This window comes from Pseudomonas sp. NPDC087817, assembly GCF_044742875.1.
GTDB lineage: Bacteria > Pseudomonadota > Gammaproteobacteria > Pseudomonadales > Pseudomonadaceae > Aquipseudomonas.
In genome coordinates this window covers 1-16,199 of the sequence record NZ_JBIUVJ010000039.1, presented here as the reverse complement: position 1 = coordinate 16,199, position 16,199 = coordinate 1, and the positions used below count along the sequence as shown (strand labels likewise).

11 protein-coding genes are annotated in these 16,199 nt (G+C 57.7%); 5 read left to right on the top strand and 6 right to left on the bottom strand.

Annotated elements, in window-relative coordinates:
* The 3 genes from ACIONG_RS21005 (at position 1) to ACIONG_RS20995 (ending at position 1,592) form a co-directional block, all read left to right on the top strand.
* Positions 1–591: an LON peptidase substrate-binding domain-containing protein gene (locus ACIONG_RS21005; protein ID WP_401302484.1), complete on the top strand. Its 591-nt coding sequence runs from the start codon at positions 1–3 to the stop codon at positions 589–591.
* Positions 592–705: 114 nt separating this feature from the next.
* Positions 706–936: a hypothetical protein gene (locus ACIONG_RS21000; protein ID WP_103303698.1), complete on the top strand. Its 231-nt coding sequence runs from the start codon at positions 706–708 to the stop codon at positions 934–936.
* A 77-nt stretch (positions 937–1,013) separates the two neighbouring features.
* On the top strand, positions 1,014–1,592 hold the full coding sequence (locus ACIONG_RS20995) for a hypothetical protein (protein WP_401302482.1): 579 nt from the start codon (positions 1,014–1,016) through the stop codon (positions 1,590–1,592).
* A gap of 62 nt (positions 1,593–1,654) precedes the next feature.
* Here the strand turns inward: ACIONG_RS20995 and ACIONG_RS20990 are convergent, their stop codons facing one another.
* The 6 genes from ACIONG_RS20990 to ACIONG_RS20965 form a co-directional block, all read right to left on the bottom strand.
* Entirely contained in the window at positions 1,655–3,613 is a 1,959-nt protein-coding gene (locus ACIONG_RS20990; protein WP_401302480.1) for a hypothetical protein, read from the bottom strand.
* Between the two features lie 163 nt (positions 3,614–3,776).
* Positions 3,777–5,555 carry a hypothetical protein gene (locus tag ACIONG_RS20985; protein ID WP_213026676.1) on the bottom strand — a complete coding sequence of 593 codons (1,779 nt, stop codon included), beginning with the start codon at positions 5,553–5,555 and terminating at the stop codon, positions 3,777–3,779.
* Between the two features lie 369 nt (positions 5,556–5,924).
* Positions 5,925–9,416 carry a calcium-binding protein gene (locus ACIONG_RS20980; RefSeq protein ID WP_401302478.1) on the bottom strand — a complete coding sequence of 1,164 codons (3,492 nt, stop codon included), beginning with the start codon at positions 9,414–9,416 and terminating at the stop codon, positions 5,925–5,927.
* Between the two features lie 177 nt (positions 9,417–9,593).
* On the bottom strand, positions 9,594–11,465 hold the full coding sequence (locus tag ACIONG_RS20975) for a hypothetical protein (protein WP_401302476.1): 1,872 nt from the start codon (positions 11,463–11,465) through the stop codon (positions 9,594–9,596).
* Between the two features lie 536 nt (positions 11,466–12,001).
* On the bottom strand, positions 12,002–13,318 hold the full coding sequence (locus tag ACIONG_RS20970) for a bifunctional DedA family/phosphatase PAP2 family protein (RefSeq protein ID WP_401302474.1): 1,317 nt from the start codon (positions 13,316–13,318) through the stop codon (positions 12,002–12,004).
* A 133-nt stretch (positions 13,319–13,451) separates the two neighbouring features.
* Complete coding sequence (locus ACIONG_RS20965; protein WP_401302471.1) at positions 13,452–14,171, bottom strand: DNA-3-methyladenine glycosylase; 720 nt, start codon at positions 14,169–14,171, stop codon at positions 13,452–13,454.
* Between the two features lie 177 nt (positions 14,172–14,348).
* Here ACIONG_RS20965 and ACIONG_RS20960 point away from each other — a divergent pair, with 177 nt between their 5' ends.
* Positions 14,349–15,620, top strand: coding sequence for a glutamate-5-semialdehyde dehydrogenase (locus ACIONG_RS20960; RefSeq protein WP_315445979.1), 1,272 nt, complete (start codon positions 14,349–14,351; stop codon positions 15,618–15,620).
* Positions 15,589–16,199, top strand: a 611-nt coding sequence (nadD, locus tag ACIONG_RS20955) for a nicotinate-nucleotide adenylyltransferase (RefSeq protein ID WP_401302469.1), incomplete at its 3' end; no start/stop codon positions are given. The genes ACIONG_RS20960 and nadD, both read left to right, overlap by 32 nt.

The window sequence follows — 16,199 nt, the reverse complement described above, 5'->3', positions numbered from 1 at the left end:
ATGAGTCTGCCGCTTTTTCCGCTGAACACAGTGCTGTTTCCCGGCTGCAACCTCGACTTGCAGATATTCGAGGCGCGCTATCTGGACATGATCGGCCGCTGCATGAAGCAGGGCGGCGGCTTTGGCGTGGTGTGCATCCTCGATGGCCATGAAGTCGGCGTCGCGCCGCAAGGTTTTGCTCTGGTCGGATGCGAGGCGCGCATTACCGATTTCCAACAGCAGGACAATGGCCTGCTGGGGATTCGCGTGCAGGGCGGGCGACGCTTCCACGTGCTGCGCACTGAAGTGCAGCGCGATCAACTGATCATCGCCGACGTCGAGTGGCTGGACGACGAACCCGAGCAACCGTTGCAGGATGAAGACGCCGATCTGGTGGCGTTGCTCAAGGCGCTGGCGGAACATCCGATGGTCGAAGCGTTGAACATGGGCACCGAGGCGGTCGGCCAGCAATCGCTGGCCAATCAGTTGGCGTATCTGTTGCCCTTTGCGGAAGAAGACAAGATCGACCTGCTGCAACTCGACGACCCTCAGCAACGCCTGGATGCAATACAAGCATTGCTCGATGAATTACAAGGTGAACTGTTCGCCTAGTTTTACTTTGAATCAACTCGCGGTACTTGCCAGCATTGTGTTGGCTATTCCTTTAACTTAATTTCAAGTTGCCCGCAGGATGCGGGTGACTTTTTTTAAGAGCAAGGAATAATCATGACTGTTTATGAAGATGAGTGGGGGTTCTGGGACGATATTGCCGGTAAGTATATTTTCAAACATGCCGGTAGCGATCATAACGTTAATCACGTTATTGAAGCGGCGGCGGTCTACGCCGATTTGATGGTCATTGAGCGTCGTAAACGCAAGGCCGCCAAAATTCCTGTCAACGAAATTGCTCGTGTTTCCGCCACGGCAGAGTCTGTCGCTCCGATGGTTGCGGCCTGAATCAATTTTCTTGTCATGCAGAATGATCAGGTGCTGCGAATGGATAAGCGGCAAGACTTCTGCGAGGAGGTGGTTTTATGTCTACAAATAAAAGCGACAACGTTGCATTCACTGCAAATCTCTATGTCAACGGGCTGCCGGTGGTGCTTAATCAACAACGCTTGAAGCAGCGCTTGCGCGACTCGCGGATAACCCAGCGTGAAAAACTCGATACTGAAGTGGCACTGGCGGACGCGCGCGAATCGAGCTTTATTACGCTCGCCGACCATGAGGATGATAAACCGCTGCTGCTTAAATTCACGCCACAGGGTGACAGCTATGCGATCAACATTGTGCTGCGCGGTGTGAATGATGGCGCACGTTTGGTTATAGAGAGTCGTACGCACAATCTGCTGGTCAGTCAGCACGAACAGAGTGAATTCTTTTCAATCAGTAAAACCGGAGTGATGCGCGCCACGCTGGGTGAACTTGAAGTCGGCCCGACTTATATTGAACTGGCGAGCGAGTCGAATAAAAAGCCGTTGTATCGTGACACAGTTAATCGAATGAATATTTTCAAGAGTGTAGATCCCAATGTGACCGGGCATGTCGCCTATAACAATAAACCGGTAGTTTTTGTGTTCAAGCTTATTGATAAGCTGCCCCTCGGTGCCTGAGGGTATACGCCATTCATTTGTGCAATGAATGGCGTATTTCACATGTTCAACTTATTTGTGAATCAGGTTCTGTGATGTTCGGGAACAGACCACACAATGTCATTGGCAAATGTACCGTTACCTTTCGGCAAATCCAGTATTTCCCCGCCAGAGTCGGCTACTTGATTGATCAATGCATCGTAAGGGGTGTGGCCAACGCGTTCTACAGAGTCGGCATCGACGCCTGCCCACGTTGCGTTCTCGATTTCCTCGGCGTCGTCGCCCGCTTGTCGAAAGATATCTTCCACCCGGGCAGCTCGCTTCAGGTCCGAGTGCACCAGCCAGATCCGCTCGGCGCTGATACCCCGCGTAGGCATTGATATCCGGCCTTCGAGCGTATCGCCGTCAAAGTCCATGTTGTTCAGATAAATGTTTTCCACCCGGGGTACGACTTCGACGCCGCGGGTGTCGATGACATAAAGAAACCCAAGTTTTTGGTTGCGCCGTAGCAGTGGATAGTCGCGCGAGTCGTCCATTTCAAACGATGTATCCGATTCCCCGTCCGTGCTGTGTCGATTTCCGGTCGACGAATCACTGTCACTGAAGTGCCCTGGGTAGCGATTGGCCTGGCTGTTGTAATGCCGAGGGTTGGAGTAGTAATCAAAACTCATGTAGGACAAGGCATTGGCCAGACCAAATGTCGCGCTTAAAGCCCGTTTGGTTGTGGTGTCGGAGGGATTGCCCCGCAACTTTACCAGGCGTTTGTCCCTGGCCAGTTCAAAAGGTGTGCGCAGATCAGCGCGAAACATTCCCGGGATATCAGTCCGATACAGCGAGTCATGCACATTGCGCTTGTAACCTGCTTGTTGCAGATAGCTCTCCAGAAACTGACGGTCATAGCGTTTATCAACGTCGGGTAATGAGTCGCTGAAGTTTTCGCCTTCATTTCTTAATCGCAGGCAATACGGATCCAGTTCCTCGGCAATGTGCTTGAACCGCTGCTCGTCATTGCTCTGGGTCAATTGCTTGTGCTGTTCGGCCCATTCGGGGAACTGTCCGTTTTGCAGGTCCTGCCGCAAACGAGTTTGCTGGGCCGCCGTCAAGTTGTAGCTGCGCAGGAGGTCCGAGCGTTCGCTCAGGGACTTGTGCGGATGCAGCCATTTCAACGAGTCGGTCAAATACCGGGAGACATCCGCTTCGTCGAAACGGCGGGCCCAGTCAGGTGCCCTGCCAAGGGATTGTGCTTCGGTGCGAAAGACTTGAGCTTCGGCACCGTGCAGGCGGTACGCACTCCAGATTTCGCCATCGGTCCAGTGTGCAAGCGGTGTAGCAGATGAATCTCCAAGCGCGGTGACCCGCACGACCTTGACCCAATTGCCATTACGAGAATCCCTGAAAGCCCAAAGGTCAGTGGGTAACCATCGATTGGCATTGAAAAAGTCCCGCCTGGAAACGCCGTAGTAGCCTTGGCTATCGGGTAAATGATGGATGGAGTAGTCGAGGTGATCGTAATACTCAACCGGTTTTTTCAGGCTCCAGATGTTGCCGTTGGCGATTCGATAAAGCGGTGGCCCGGAGGGATTGCGTTCGGACGGCAGCTTTGCCCGCCAGGCTTTCATAACTTCATCGAACATCACCATCACTGTCTGAGTGCCGCTTTCTGCATGATCCCCAGCCACCTCGGCGAATTGCCGGCCTTTGTAGGATCTCAGTCCGGCTGCATCTGGCGCGGATAGCTCGCGTCCGGGCTTTTGTACGTAGGGTTGCAGTGGCGAAACCGGGGCCGTATGCGCCGCCGGGGCAGTGTCCGATAGCGGCGTGACCGATACCGTCACCGCAGGCTCGGGGTGCACAGTCCTTCCTGATGAACCTTCCACTGCGCCCTCTGATGAGAGCGGGTTTGCCCCCCCGGGTGTTTTGCGACCGGGCAGATTGAAATCCAGGTGTTCCAGCCCCTTGTCAGGTGTGGCGGGGCGGGATGTCGAAAGCGTGGCTGTATCGGCCTCAGGCGTTAATCGAGGGGCTTTGGGTTTGTTGCGCATTAAGGTGTGACTCCATGTCGATGGGTCAGCCGATCCAATGGCTGACTGAAGTTTCCCGATGTGATGATGGACGTCACATCGGGCGTTTCGCGTTAAACAGGTCGCGGGCCGTTGCCGGCTCGATGATCGAAGGCCGGCGCGAGCCTGGTCGACAGTGTTGCAGTCAGGTTCGGTAGTGCTCAGGCACCGGCCAGACGATGTCGTCGGCGAAGGTGAGATCACCTTTCGGCAGTTCAAGCACTACGCCGCCAGAACTGGCGATTTCGTCGATGAGTCCGTCGCAGAGGGATCTTCGGTGATAGTTGTCGAAGTCGGTCCCCTCCCAAATGCTCTCCTCGTAATATTCGAGGCTGTCGTTGCTCTCCGCCATTGCGTAAATGTCGTCCACTCGGGCTGCCCGTCTGAGGTCCGAGCGCACCAGCCAGATTCGTTCGGCACTCACGCCCCGAGTCGGCATTGATATATGCCCTTCCAGTTCGTCGAACCAGAATCTGTTCTTGTTATTGAAGGCTAGTTCCTCGTGCCCCGGGACGACTTCTACGCCACGTGTGTCTATGGCATACACAAAAGAAGTTGTCTGCTTGCGGCGATTGGAGGTGTAGTTTTGCGTGTCATCGAAAACGAACGAACTGTCAGAGTCGGATTCGTTACCTTCACGTTCTCCACGGGAAGCGATACTGGCATCAGAGTCGTAGCCATCGGACCCGTCGCCGTTTTGCGAGACATTGTCGTCGTCGCCCGAAGGCCTTCTTCTTGCCCCCGCGTCCGGATCGATGCCGGGGTAACGGTTGGCCTGCGAGTTGTAGTGCCGCTCGTGAAAGTAACCACCATATGATGCAGCGTAACTCTCGGCGTTTTTCAGGCCGAAGGTCGCGCTGAACGCGCGCTTGGTGGTAGTGCCGCTAGGGTTGCCCTTGCGATGGATCATGCGCCTGTCCCTGGACAGCTCGAATGGCGTTCGCGTCTCGCCTCTGAACATGGCCGGAATATCGGTACGGTAAATCACGTCGTATTTGTTGCGCAGGTAGCCGAGGCGGGCCGTGTAGTCGGCAAGGAACTCCTTGCTATAGCGAGAAGTCGGGTCACCGTGGTCGAATTTGCTACCTCGGGTCCTCAGCATCTGCACGTGATGTTCAAGTTCTTCGGCGATCAGTTTGAAGCGCTGATCATCGTCCTTGTTCATGGTCATGCGTTTATGTTCTTCGGCCCATGCGGGCATCTGGTAGCTTTCGAGGTCCGTGCGCAGGTGCTTCAATTGCGACGCCGTCAAGTTGTAGCTGCGCAGTAGATGGCGACGCTCTTTGCGGGACATTGTCGGGTGGATCCACCTCAACGAATCTGTCACCTGCACGAGATCCTGGTCGTGCTGGATGCGCGTGGCCCAGGACGGCGGTTTGCCGGATGCATCCGCCTCGGCACGGAAGTCCGACAGTTGGGCGTCGGTCAGGTTGTACGTTTGCCGCAGATCGCCATCCGTCCAATTCGCCAGTTTTACCGGTGGCGGGATGGTGTCTCGGGGTTGGGACAGGTCAACTTCCACCCAGCGATGGTTATGGTCCCTGTAGGCATGGGCGACAATGGGCGCGTCGCTGTCGGAGCCGAGATTGCGTACTTCGTGGAATCCGTTGGCACTCGCGGATTCGGCAACTATATGGCTTTCGCCGTCCAGAAAGATCTGATGGCTGTTCAGAAAGGTCAGATGGCGGCTTTCCTGCCACAGGTTGTTTTTGATGGATCGGTAAATCACCGGGCCCGGCTCTAGTTCCGACCACTTCTTTACTCGCCACATATTGATGCTTCGGTCAAACATGACGAATGCATGATGTGTTTTACCGTTGATTTCCAGGTCCACGAACGGAGTGGCGCCGAAGTCTTTTACCCCGAACGCGTCAGTTTTTATCGTCTTCCTATTCAACAAAGACGGGTCGAATGTGTAATCCATCAATGATCCTGGACCGGGCGTGTGGGTGGTCGGGTTACTGGTTGTCGGCAAATCGTGCACGGTCAAGGCAGGTGATGTTTGCAGATCAGCAGGGGACGGCTCGGTGGACGGCGTGTCCCTTGGAGATGTGGAGTCCAGTCCCTGCTTCCATTGAGAGAAATCCCTGAATGGATCAGAGCCCGTCTCATCGAAACGTGGTCGTTTGGTGGAACTGCCTGGCAGTTCAGGCGCCACAGGCGAGCGTGGTCGAGGTTTTTGCCGCATAAAAATTACACTCCATGTTCAATGAGCCAGCCGATCCGTCGGCTGGCTCTGGTAAACCCGGTTCGACGCAGAGGACGAATAGGGCACAAACCAGCAGGTAAAGCGTCAGGCGGTTTGGCTCGCCTTGATAAACAGGTCCTGTTCCTTGATGCGCAGGGCTGGATCGCTATCGATGCTCCAATAGTTGTCCAATGAGTTGTAGTAAACCCTCCCGGACATGGGCGGTGTAAAACCGATGTTCTTGACGGTGATTTTCGTCGCCAGCTCTTTCTTTTCCTGATGCAAACGAATATCGGCCATCAAACTGTCGAGGTCTGCGTAGCCCTGCGCGTCGATTACATAAAGTTGCATCACTTCAAACAGCAGCTCGACCTGGTAGATATTGCCGGTCGACGTCGCAACGCTGATCGACTCCACCGGGCCGGCGTGGTCCAGACTGGGAAGTTGAATGACGACGCTACCAATTTGCAGGTGGTGTGCATCCAGCCGGATATCGTCGCGGGTAATCTTTTCAGTCATTTTTGTAGTGAAAATGGTCCATGCCGACGCGTCGGACGTTTGCGCAATGGCCCCGGGAGTGGACAGGCTGAACGTGCTGTTGCTGACCGGATAGACATCGTAGGTAGACGCCTGGCCGTGCAATACGTAAGTGCCATTGTGTGGCGGTGGCGGAAAGTTGATTTCCTGGGGTTTGGCGCCCAGTTGCACGGGTTTGATGGGCCCAGGTCTGACGAACGGGTACTTGCCTTGCCTGAGTTTGAGGCATTCCCGGGTCGTCAGGGTTTTGCTGCCTGGTGCATCGGCGTCTTCCCGGTAGGGCACGCGCGGAGCGGCAACGTTATACGAGGTGCCATCGCGCATGATCAGTACGATCGGGTGTCTGACCTGCACAAGGGTGGTCCTGATATTGCTGAAGCCGGTCTGACTATCGCGTTCTTTTCTGGCCTTGATCACACCGGTGAAATTAAGCAGCTTCGACGGAAGACGCAGCCAAAGGTTGAACTGTTCGTACTGCAAATAGCGAACGCCTGACGCATTACTGCTGACACTGACGTCGTAACTGACCCTGACATCGAGGATTTCGTCGGCGTCGTAGTCCAGATGAAGGGTTCGGGCGGCTTTGGCAGTGCTGGCGGGGGCGAAAATATTCAGGCGCTTTCCATTGCGCGAGACAAAATGATGCGCGGCCGGGTGCGTAAAGATATCAACCGTGCCGCTGTTGGCGATGTGCGGGGCAGGTGGGCGGTCGCCAATGACCAGCACCCGGCACTCGACGTCATGATCCAGGTTGTCCGCCAGTTCCAGCGCCAGTATCGGTTCCAGTTCGTAACGGTCCTGGGTCTTGAGCAGCAGCCGGCTGTTTTTTATCACGCGTTTGTCGTCGATCTGTTGATAAACCCCTTCAATCGTCAACACATGATCGGGCTCCTCGCCATCCACGCCTTTGAGGGAGGTGACGACCAGCGAGGTGCCAATGACCTGCCAGCGTTGAATCCGCGCCAACGGCCAGCCGAACTCGATGATGCTCGTTTCCTTGCCGTCTTCGATGATCACGGGGCGTGCTGCGGTGTCGGCGATGTAATAGCGATCGATGCCGACGCCGCCACCGACCCGACAGTCCGTCCCGCGGATGATGATCGTATCGTCACCGGCACCGGCCGTGACGTGGTCGTTGCCGTTGGCCGAAATCTGGTTGGCCTCGTCGCTGCCGGTGATTCGATTTGAGCCATTGCGCAGTGTCGAAACATTTTCGATGGATTGGAGTTGCGCCACTTCCAGGTCAGCGACCGTAGCATCGTGACTTCGCAACGCGATCTTGCCGGTCTGCAGGTTCACGTCGTAACCCACATGGCGAGTATCGCGGGTCGGGCGCGAGCCTTCGAAGGTCAGCGTGTCATTGCCTTCACCTGCATCAAGGACGCTGCTTTTTGCCGGTTTTTCGACCCGCGCGAATTCCTGGTGGGTGCTCTCGAAATAGAACACATCATTCTTGTCACCCCCGGTCAGTATTTTCTCGCCTTCGGCATAACTGAAAATATTGGGCCTGGCCTGTACGCCGACAACCTGATCATTGCCGCCACCCAGTCGCCACAAAATGGCCTTGTCGTCCCCGGGTGTGCCGGTGATCACGCCTTTGAGGTCGGCCGGCAGCCCGTCGCGGGCGTCGATGCGGTCATCGGCGCTGATTACGGTGGGCAGCTTGTCTGCTTTATAGGGTTGTTCGCCCAGCGTTTCGTCCCACTGGTAGCGCCAGACTTTCACCGGTTCGAGCACCACCCGGTAGTTGCCATTGACGACATGTTCCACATAATTCTTGTAGGCGCCTTCAAGCAGTTGCTCGGTCGCGCCCTGCAGTTGTTTTTGATAGTGAGCGGAGAACTGCGCGATTTTGAAGCGATCCATGACGTCTTCATCCAGCTCCTGCCGGGTGAAGGCGAACCAGCCGGAGCGCAAGCGTTCGTGGACGGTCAACTCGATGTAATCATCGATGTCGTCGACAACCCTGACCGCCCGGTAGATTTCTGCCGTGAGGATGAGCACAACAGCCGCGAGGATGCCCAGTGGGCCGGCGATGGCACCAAAGCCGAGCATTGCGGCGATGCCGAGCGCGATGCTGATGACTGCGCCTGCCACCGCCAAACCGCCCGCAACGTAATGATCCTGGCTTTCCTTGCCGGAAGTTGCGGCGGCGGCATTGAACGATTTGATCGCACTGACTATGTCAAACGGCAAAGTGATGATGCTCGCGATCAGCCCGGCGCCCCGAGAAAGGTATTTTCCCACGGTGGTTGCGGGGAACCGCCCGAACATCTTCGAACCATTTTGAAGCATCGCTTCACCGGTTTTGGTCAAGCCCCGCTCGATGATCAAGGATCCGAGTTCAGCGCTGATGGCGCCACCGTTGAACGCCGCTTCGCCCCAGTCACCGACCTTGATGGCTTCTACCAGACCCATATAACCGCTGTAGATGCCATAAGCCTGCAAACCCACGCCAGCACCGCTGGTGAGGTAGGTTTTGCCCTTGTGGACCCAGGATGGCAGGTAGTCGAGAGCGTCGACGCGGCGGATATCGATTTTCTGCGCGGCATTGGTCAGCTTGTCCAGACGATCTATCTGGCTGCCGGGCGTGACCGGTTCGGCGCTGACCATGAGAGCGGGCGCATCGACCGAGCGCAATGTGGAAATCTCGAACATCAGCGTCGCTACGGTCTCACTTGCGGCCACGTCCGTGGCAACGATACGGGCCACGACTTTGGCCGGGTCGAAACTCATGGAGTCGAGAAAGTCCAGATCGGCCACTTTCAGATTGACATTGTCCGGACTGAGGGGCATTCCGTTGATTTTCGCCCCGAGAACCTCAAGCTCGACCCGGGACACGGTGAATTCGCCGATGCGCAACGGGCCATGACGTTTGTCGAGAGACTTGAGTGTCGGTGTTGAGGACTTGTCCGGTTTGGCTGTCGGCTCAGGCAGCGCGGCAGGTACTTGCAGATGCCCGGCCGGTGGTGCGTGGGTGTTGGCCGAAGCGTTGATTTCCGAAACCTCAAGTGTGCGAAAAGTTACCATTTCGACAGCGGGTTGAATAAGTTTTGCCATTGTTTCAATCCTTTATAAATAACCGCGATGCGGTCCCGGTTTCCATACCGGCGGGCGAACGAAAGTGCTCCCGTAGCGTCATGCGGGAGTTGTAATCATGTTTGTTGGAGTTGCTGTTTATTAGCAGTCGGTAACTTGTTGCGGATTGACTGGCTAGGTGTGTCGGGCGTTTGTTATTCAAGGCCAGACAATGTCATCGCCATATTCTTTTTTATCGCCGGACAATATCAATATCGGTTTGCCACTCGCCTCGACTTGATCAATCAACTGGTCATATTCATGTTTATTGGCTCGTCCGGCATGGGTGGCCGCTTCAATATGTTCGGCGCGGTCCCCGGCCTGCTCGGTAATGTCCTGGACTTTTGCGCCCTTGGTCAGGGTCGAGTTCAACAGCCAGATGCGCTCGGCTTCGAGTCCTGCCTGGGTGACCGAAATCAGGCCTTCATAGTCGTCGTCGGGAAACCAGGTCTGCGGCTGCTCGCGGGCCTTTGAATTGAACAGGTGGTTCTCTTCATGCGGCACGACTTCCAGGGTGCGGGTGTCCAGCGCGTAAATGAACATTTCGGTCTGACGTTCGCGGATCGTCACGTAGTTGCGTTCGTTATCCAGAAAGACTGGATCGTCGGCGTCCGACCAACCGGATGACGAGCTGCTGTCGCTGTCACTGGAGTCACCGGAACTGCTATCCGAAGTGGCCCCACCGGCGCTTTTGCCGGGATATTTGTTGGTCTGGGAGTTGTACTGGAGATACTCGGGGTCCGGTGCGCTGCCATACATCAGGCCTTCCTTCAGACTGAAGGTGGCGCTGATCGGTTTGTGCGTCGCCGCGCCCGGTTTGTGCGCATAACGGGGGAGCATTGCATTGTCATTCGCCAGTTCGAACGGGGTGCGATCATCGCCCCTGAACAAGGCCGGTACGTCAGTTCGATACAGGCAGTCATTCTTGTTGCGCCGATAACCCAACCTGGCCAGCAGTGCCTCACGTAACGGCGTGGTCAGGCTGGTTTCGGGGTGATACCAGTCGTGCCGGGCGCCGTGTTTGAGATTGAGTTCGTTGCTCAGGTCCTGACTCAGCCGGGTGAGAGTCTGCGGATTACTCAAGTCTGCCGTCAGTTGCTTGTGTGCTTGGGCCCACGGCGCAATCTTCAGTTCGGTCTTCATCTCCAGGCGCAAACGCAGCAATTGGCTCGGTAGCAGGTTATAGGACTGCAACAACGCTTCGCGTGCATCCGGGCTGAGTGTCGGGTGCAGCCAGCGCAGGCTGTCGTGCAGCAGGTCAGCGGCCGGGTTTGCCGTGACATTGGCTTCAGCCCATTGCGGGGGCTTGCCGAGTGTTTGCGCTTCTACCCTGAACCGCGCTATGTCAGCCCCTTGAATGGCGTACACCTCCCAGATTTCCTGGTCGGTCCAGTGTTTCAAATGCGTGGGCTGCGCACTGAAACCAGCGCTTGGCGGATCGACCTCAATCCAGTTGCCGTGGCGATCCTTGAAGGCGAAGCGCGTGCCGGTTTCCAGTGAGCCCAGTGCCGGTTTGAGGTGGTAATAACCTTGCCCGTCGGGCGAGTGCACCGATGCCGTGTATTGGCTCTGCTTGAGTATGGTGGCGGGTTTGGAAGCGCGCGGCTGTTTGGCCGCGCTTTCGCTTTGCACGTCCCCGGCCGGACCCGGTCTTTTTGCCGGTGTATTGTTTGCCGCTTGTGGCGCTCGGTTGACGACGGGGTTTGCACCGGTCTGGGTCGCGAGTCGCCAGGTCGGGCGTCCGGGATTTTTTACCAAAAGTGGGCCGGACGCATCGCGCTCCGTCAGCAGCTTGACCTGACAGGTGCCGAGTGTTGCATCGAATTCGACATGTGCCGTATGCAGTGCGCCTTCATGTTCCACGTCGACGAAGCGGCGTCCGACAATAAATCGAAAGCCCGCTGCATCGGCCTGTTGCAGACCCCGCAGGAAGTCGGGTCTCAGCCAGTACTGGTTAAACGGATTGTCTGCTGCCTGTGCGGTAATGCGGCTGCCCGGCAATTCGCTGATGACCACGGCAGGCTTGCGCACCGGATCCCTGTTGGAATGGGACAGGGAAATTTCAGTCGCCGTATTGTGCGGCCAGGTATCGACCGGCCTGGCGAAAGGCGATGAAGACAACGGGTTGTTGTCGGGTTGTCGAGTAGTGGGTGAATTGTTTTCTGTCTTGTTCGGAGATGTAGTGGGTGGCTTTCTGGGTATCTTCGGGCTCATTGAAACTCCGTTGCCATTGAACTTGTATAAAGTTGGCTGTTGCTGGGTATGTATTGGCAGAGTATTTATTTGACGTGCGCTCAAGTACAAAGCCAAATTCGCGAGAGTGATTTGCTTTGTCGGATGCGGGGTGAACGCGTGGGCTTAATCTAATTGATTTTGTACTGAGCGTGAGGGGGGAGTTGCAATGCTTTTATCTTGAATGTGTAACTTCAGTTTTTTATTTTCGATAAAACTGAGGCTTGTAGGAAGTTGGCTGGGAAGAATCAGAGATGGGAATAAGAAGTTGGCCTCACTCTCGTCGGAAAAATCCTCGGAGAGTGGGCAGGGGAGATGCGTAAAGAAGCGTTTGATCAGTAGGCGTAGCGCAACAGCGTATGGGGCAAATGACGCAGCACGAAAAAGCCGAACAACGCCACCATTGCCGGCAGGATCAGCCACCAGACCTTGAACGGCATGGCATTGAGCGGCGATTGGCGCTGGCTCAGCCACAGGCTTGCCGCACACATGCAGGCGGCGAGCATGGCGCCGGCGAGAATGTCCGTCGGCCAGTGGGCGCCGAGATAGACGCGCGACAGCGCAATCGCCATTGCCGGTATGCAGCCGATCAGCAGCCACGTCAGGCGCATGCGTGGCGGCTGCCCGCGTCCGGCAAGGACGGCCAGGGTCAGGAACAGCGCGAACGAGCCGGAGGCATGGCCACTGGGCATGCTGTAACTGGTGATCGGATCGGTCAGCACTTCCGGGCGTACCCGGGCGAAAAACTGTTTGGTGACGGTGTTGGCGAGTGCGGTGACGAGGAGGGTGCCGCCCGCGAAAACGGCCTGACGCCACTGGCGGCACACCAGCAACAGACCGGTCAGCAAGATGCTGAACAGCAGCATGTTGCGGAACTCGCCGATCAACGTCAGGGTGACCGCGATTTCATCCAGCACCGGTTGGCGATGTTCCTGGACCAGTGTCATCACGCCTTGATCGAGGGCGGTCAGGTACGGATAACCGATGAACAGACCGATCAGAATCAGCAGGCTCATGCTGCTGATCCAGATCGTCGCGCGGCGGTGGCGGCGCAGGCTGCTGTTCACGCTGAGGCCGACCATGACGGCAATACTGGCGGCAACGATGCCCGCCTCAAGCCAGAAACCTTCCGGCAATGGCAGACGGAAAGCCGCGCCGGTGGCCCAGCCGGGCAGCAGATAGGCGAGGCTCCAGCCGGCGGCGGCCAGCAGGCTGACGGCGGCGAAGCGCGGGAAAGGCATGTCGCACATCCCCGCGACCATCGGCAGCATCGGTCTTAGCGGGCCGATGAAGCGTCCGACCAGCAGACTGGCGATCCCGTAGCGCTGGAAATAGGTCTCGGCGCCCGCCATCCATTCCGGATGATGGCGCAGGCCGGGCAGTCTGCGGATGTTCTGGTGGAAGTGGCGGCCGAGGAAGTACGAAACCAGATCGCCGAGGATGCCGCCGAGAAAACCCAGCAACAGGGTTTCGCTCAACGACAAGGCGCCGCTGCCGGCCATCACTGCCACGGCAAACAGCAACACCGTGCCGGGTACGATCAACCCGGCAATCGCCAGGCATTCGACAAAGGCCACAATGAACACCGCTGCGGCCAGCCATTGTGGATTGGCGGCCAGCCATCCGGTCACGCTATCGAGCCATGGGCCCATACAAACAACTCCATCAAATCTTCAATTGGCCCTTGTGGGAGCGAGCCTGCTCGCGAAAAGGGAGTGTCAGGCGAAATAACCATGGCTGACCGAGCGCTTTCGCGAGCAGGCTCGCTCTCACAGGGAATTCCTTCTACTTCAAATCTGCTTCCGACATGGGCAATACAAAATAATCGCGACCTTCGACCTGACCCCGGCGCAGCGGGTTCCGCGTGCACCATTGAGCGTAAGCAGCGTCGACGAAGCGATACATCAAGTGCTCGTCACGACCGTGAGGGATGCCCAGGCGCGTGGTTTGAATGATGTGCGAGGGCGCCGGCCCGGTATCTTCCACCAATAGCACCTCATGGTCGAAACGCTTGGCGTCCCATACCGGCACCTTCAAGCCGAGCGCCTTGCACAGCAATGTCTGGCCGGCGCAGAGTTTCTGCGACGGGCGCGGACGACCTTGTGCATCCGGATTGTTCAGCAGCATCTGCGCCAGACTCGCCGGGCCGCTGATTTCATCGACCCACGGATGAGCCGATTTGATCAGTACTGCATTGCCGGGCCCTTGCGCACTGAAGTTCAGCGAATCGCCGCCGCGGGCGTAATACATATAGATGTGGCCACCATCCAGAAACAAAGCTTTACGTTTTTCTGTGTAGCCGAGGGAGGCGTGACTGCCTTTTTCTTCGCAGTAATAGGCTTCGGTTTCGATGATTCGCGCGCTCAGCCACAGATTGCCGACCCGGTGGCGGATGACTTTACCCAGCAGATCCCGGGCCAGCAGTTGCGCGTCACGGTCGAAAAAAGCGTCCGGAAGGCCCAATGGCAGGCGCTCGGCGCTGTTGCTAATGGTCAGGTTGGACATGGCAGGCAGGGTTTATCCAGGCTGAGAAGGTCGGAATGATAACAATCCGAGGCTTAATTACGGCTGAACATTGGCAATTCGCAATCCATTTCGACCATCCGCCCGTCACCGCTGTTAGTCCCGGGACGCGACAGCTATAATCTGCCGCTTTCCTCTTTGCCAAGACCCCAGCAGACCATGACTGAGTCCGTTCTTGACTACATGACCCGATTGGGTCGCGCCGCCCGCGAAGCCTCCCGGGTCATCGGCCGTGCCAGCACCGCGCAGAAAAACCGCGCCTTGCAGGCCGCTGCCAATGCGTTGGACGCTGCTCGTGCGGAGCTGGCCGCAGCCAATGAACGGGATCTGGCCGCTGGTCGCGCCAATGGTCTGGAGCCGGCACTGCTGGAGCGTCTGGAGCTGACCCCTGCACGCATCGACGGCATGATCGTTGGTTTGCGCCAGGTGGCTGCATTGCCGGATCCGGTCGGGGCAATCCGTGACATGAGCTTCCGCCCGTCGGGGATTCAGGTTGGCAAGATGCGCGTGCCACTGGGGGTGATCGGGATCATTTACGAGTCCCGTCCCAACGTGACCATCGATGCCGCCAGCCTGTGCCTGAAGTCTGGCAACGCAACCATCCTGCGCGGTGGCTCGGAAGCGATTCACTCCAACCGTGCCATTGCTGCCTGCATTCAACGCGGTCTGGCCGAGGCAGAATTGCCCGCTGCCGTGGTGCAAGTGGTCGAAACCACCGACCGTGCCGCCGTCGGCGCGATGATCACCATGCCCGAGTACGTCGATGTGATCGTGCCGCGCGGTGGCCGTGGCCTGATCGAGCGCATCAGCCGCGATGCCCGTGTGCCGGTGATCAAGCATCTGGACGGCATCTGCCACGTTTATGTCAGTGCCCACGCCGATCTGGCGAAAGCCCAGCGTATCGCCTTCAACGCCAAGACCTATCGCTACGGCATCTGCGGTGCGATGGAGACATTGCTGGTCGATCAAACTGTTGCCAAGGATTTCCTGCCGTCGATGGCCGCCCAGTTCCGCGAAAAAGGCGTTGAGCTGCGTGGTTGCGAGCGCACCCGGGCGATTATCGAGGCCGTAGCGGCCAGCGAAGACGACTGGAGCACCGAGTACCTGGCGCCAATCCTGTCGATCCGCGTGGTCGACGGTCTGGACCAGGCCATCGAACACATCAACCATTACGGCTCGCACCACACCGACTCGATCGTCAGCGAAAACCTCGCCGACACCCGCCGGTTCGTGGCCGAAGTCGACTCGGCGTCGGTGATGATCAACACCCCGACCTGCTTCGCCGATGGATTTGAATACGGATTGGGTGCCGAGATCGGCATTTCTACTGATAAGCTGCACGCCCGCGGCCCGGTGGGCCTCGAAGGACTGACCTGCGAGAAGTACATCGTGGTCGGAGATGGCCAGTTGCGCGGCCAGGCGCCGGTCTGACTTGACCGACCTCGACCTGACAGCGCCGCAAACCGGCAGCGAGTCTCGCCCCCGACGCATCGGCGTGCTGGGCGGAACGTTCGATCCGGTACACATCGGCCATTTGCGCGGTGCGTTGGAAGTCGCCGAGGCGCTGGCGCTTGATGAGTTGCGCCTGACGCCGAGCGCGCGGCCGCCGCATCGCGATACGCCGCAGGTGTCGGCGCAGGACCGGCTGGCGATGGTCGAGTGCGCGGTGGCCGGAGTGCCGCCGCTGGTGGTGGACGCCCGCGAATTGCAGCGGGACAAACCGTCCTACACCATTGATACCCTGGAGTTGATGCGTGCCGAAATGCCCGCCGAGACCCAGGTTTTTCTGCTTTTGGGCTGGGACGCATTTTGCGGCCTGCCCACTTGGCACCGCTGGGAAGAGTTGCTCCAGCATTGCCATATCCTGGTGCTACAGCGCCCGGACGCCGACAGCGAACCGCCGGATGCCTTGCGCAACCTGCTGGCCGCGCGTTCGGTGTGCGACCCGCTGGCCCGGACAGGGCCGAGCGGTCAGCGTGCCGGGGTGTGGCGGACGCCGCGCGCGGGCGC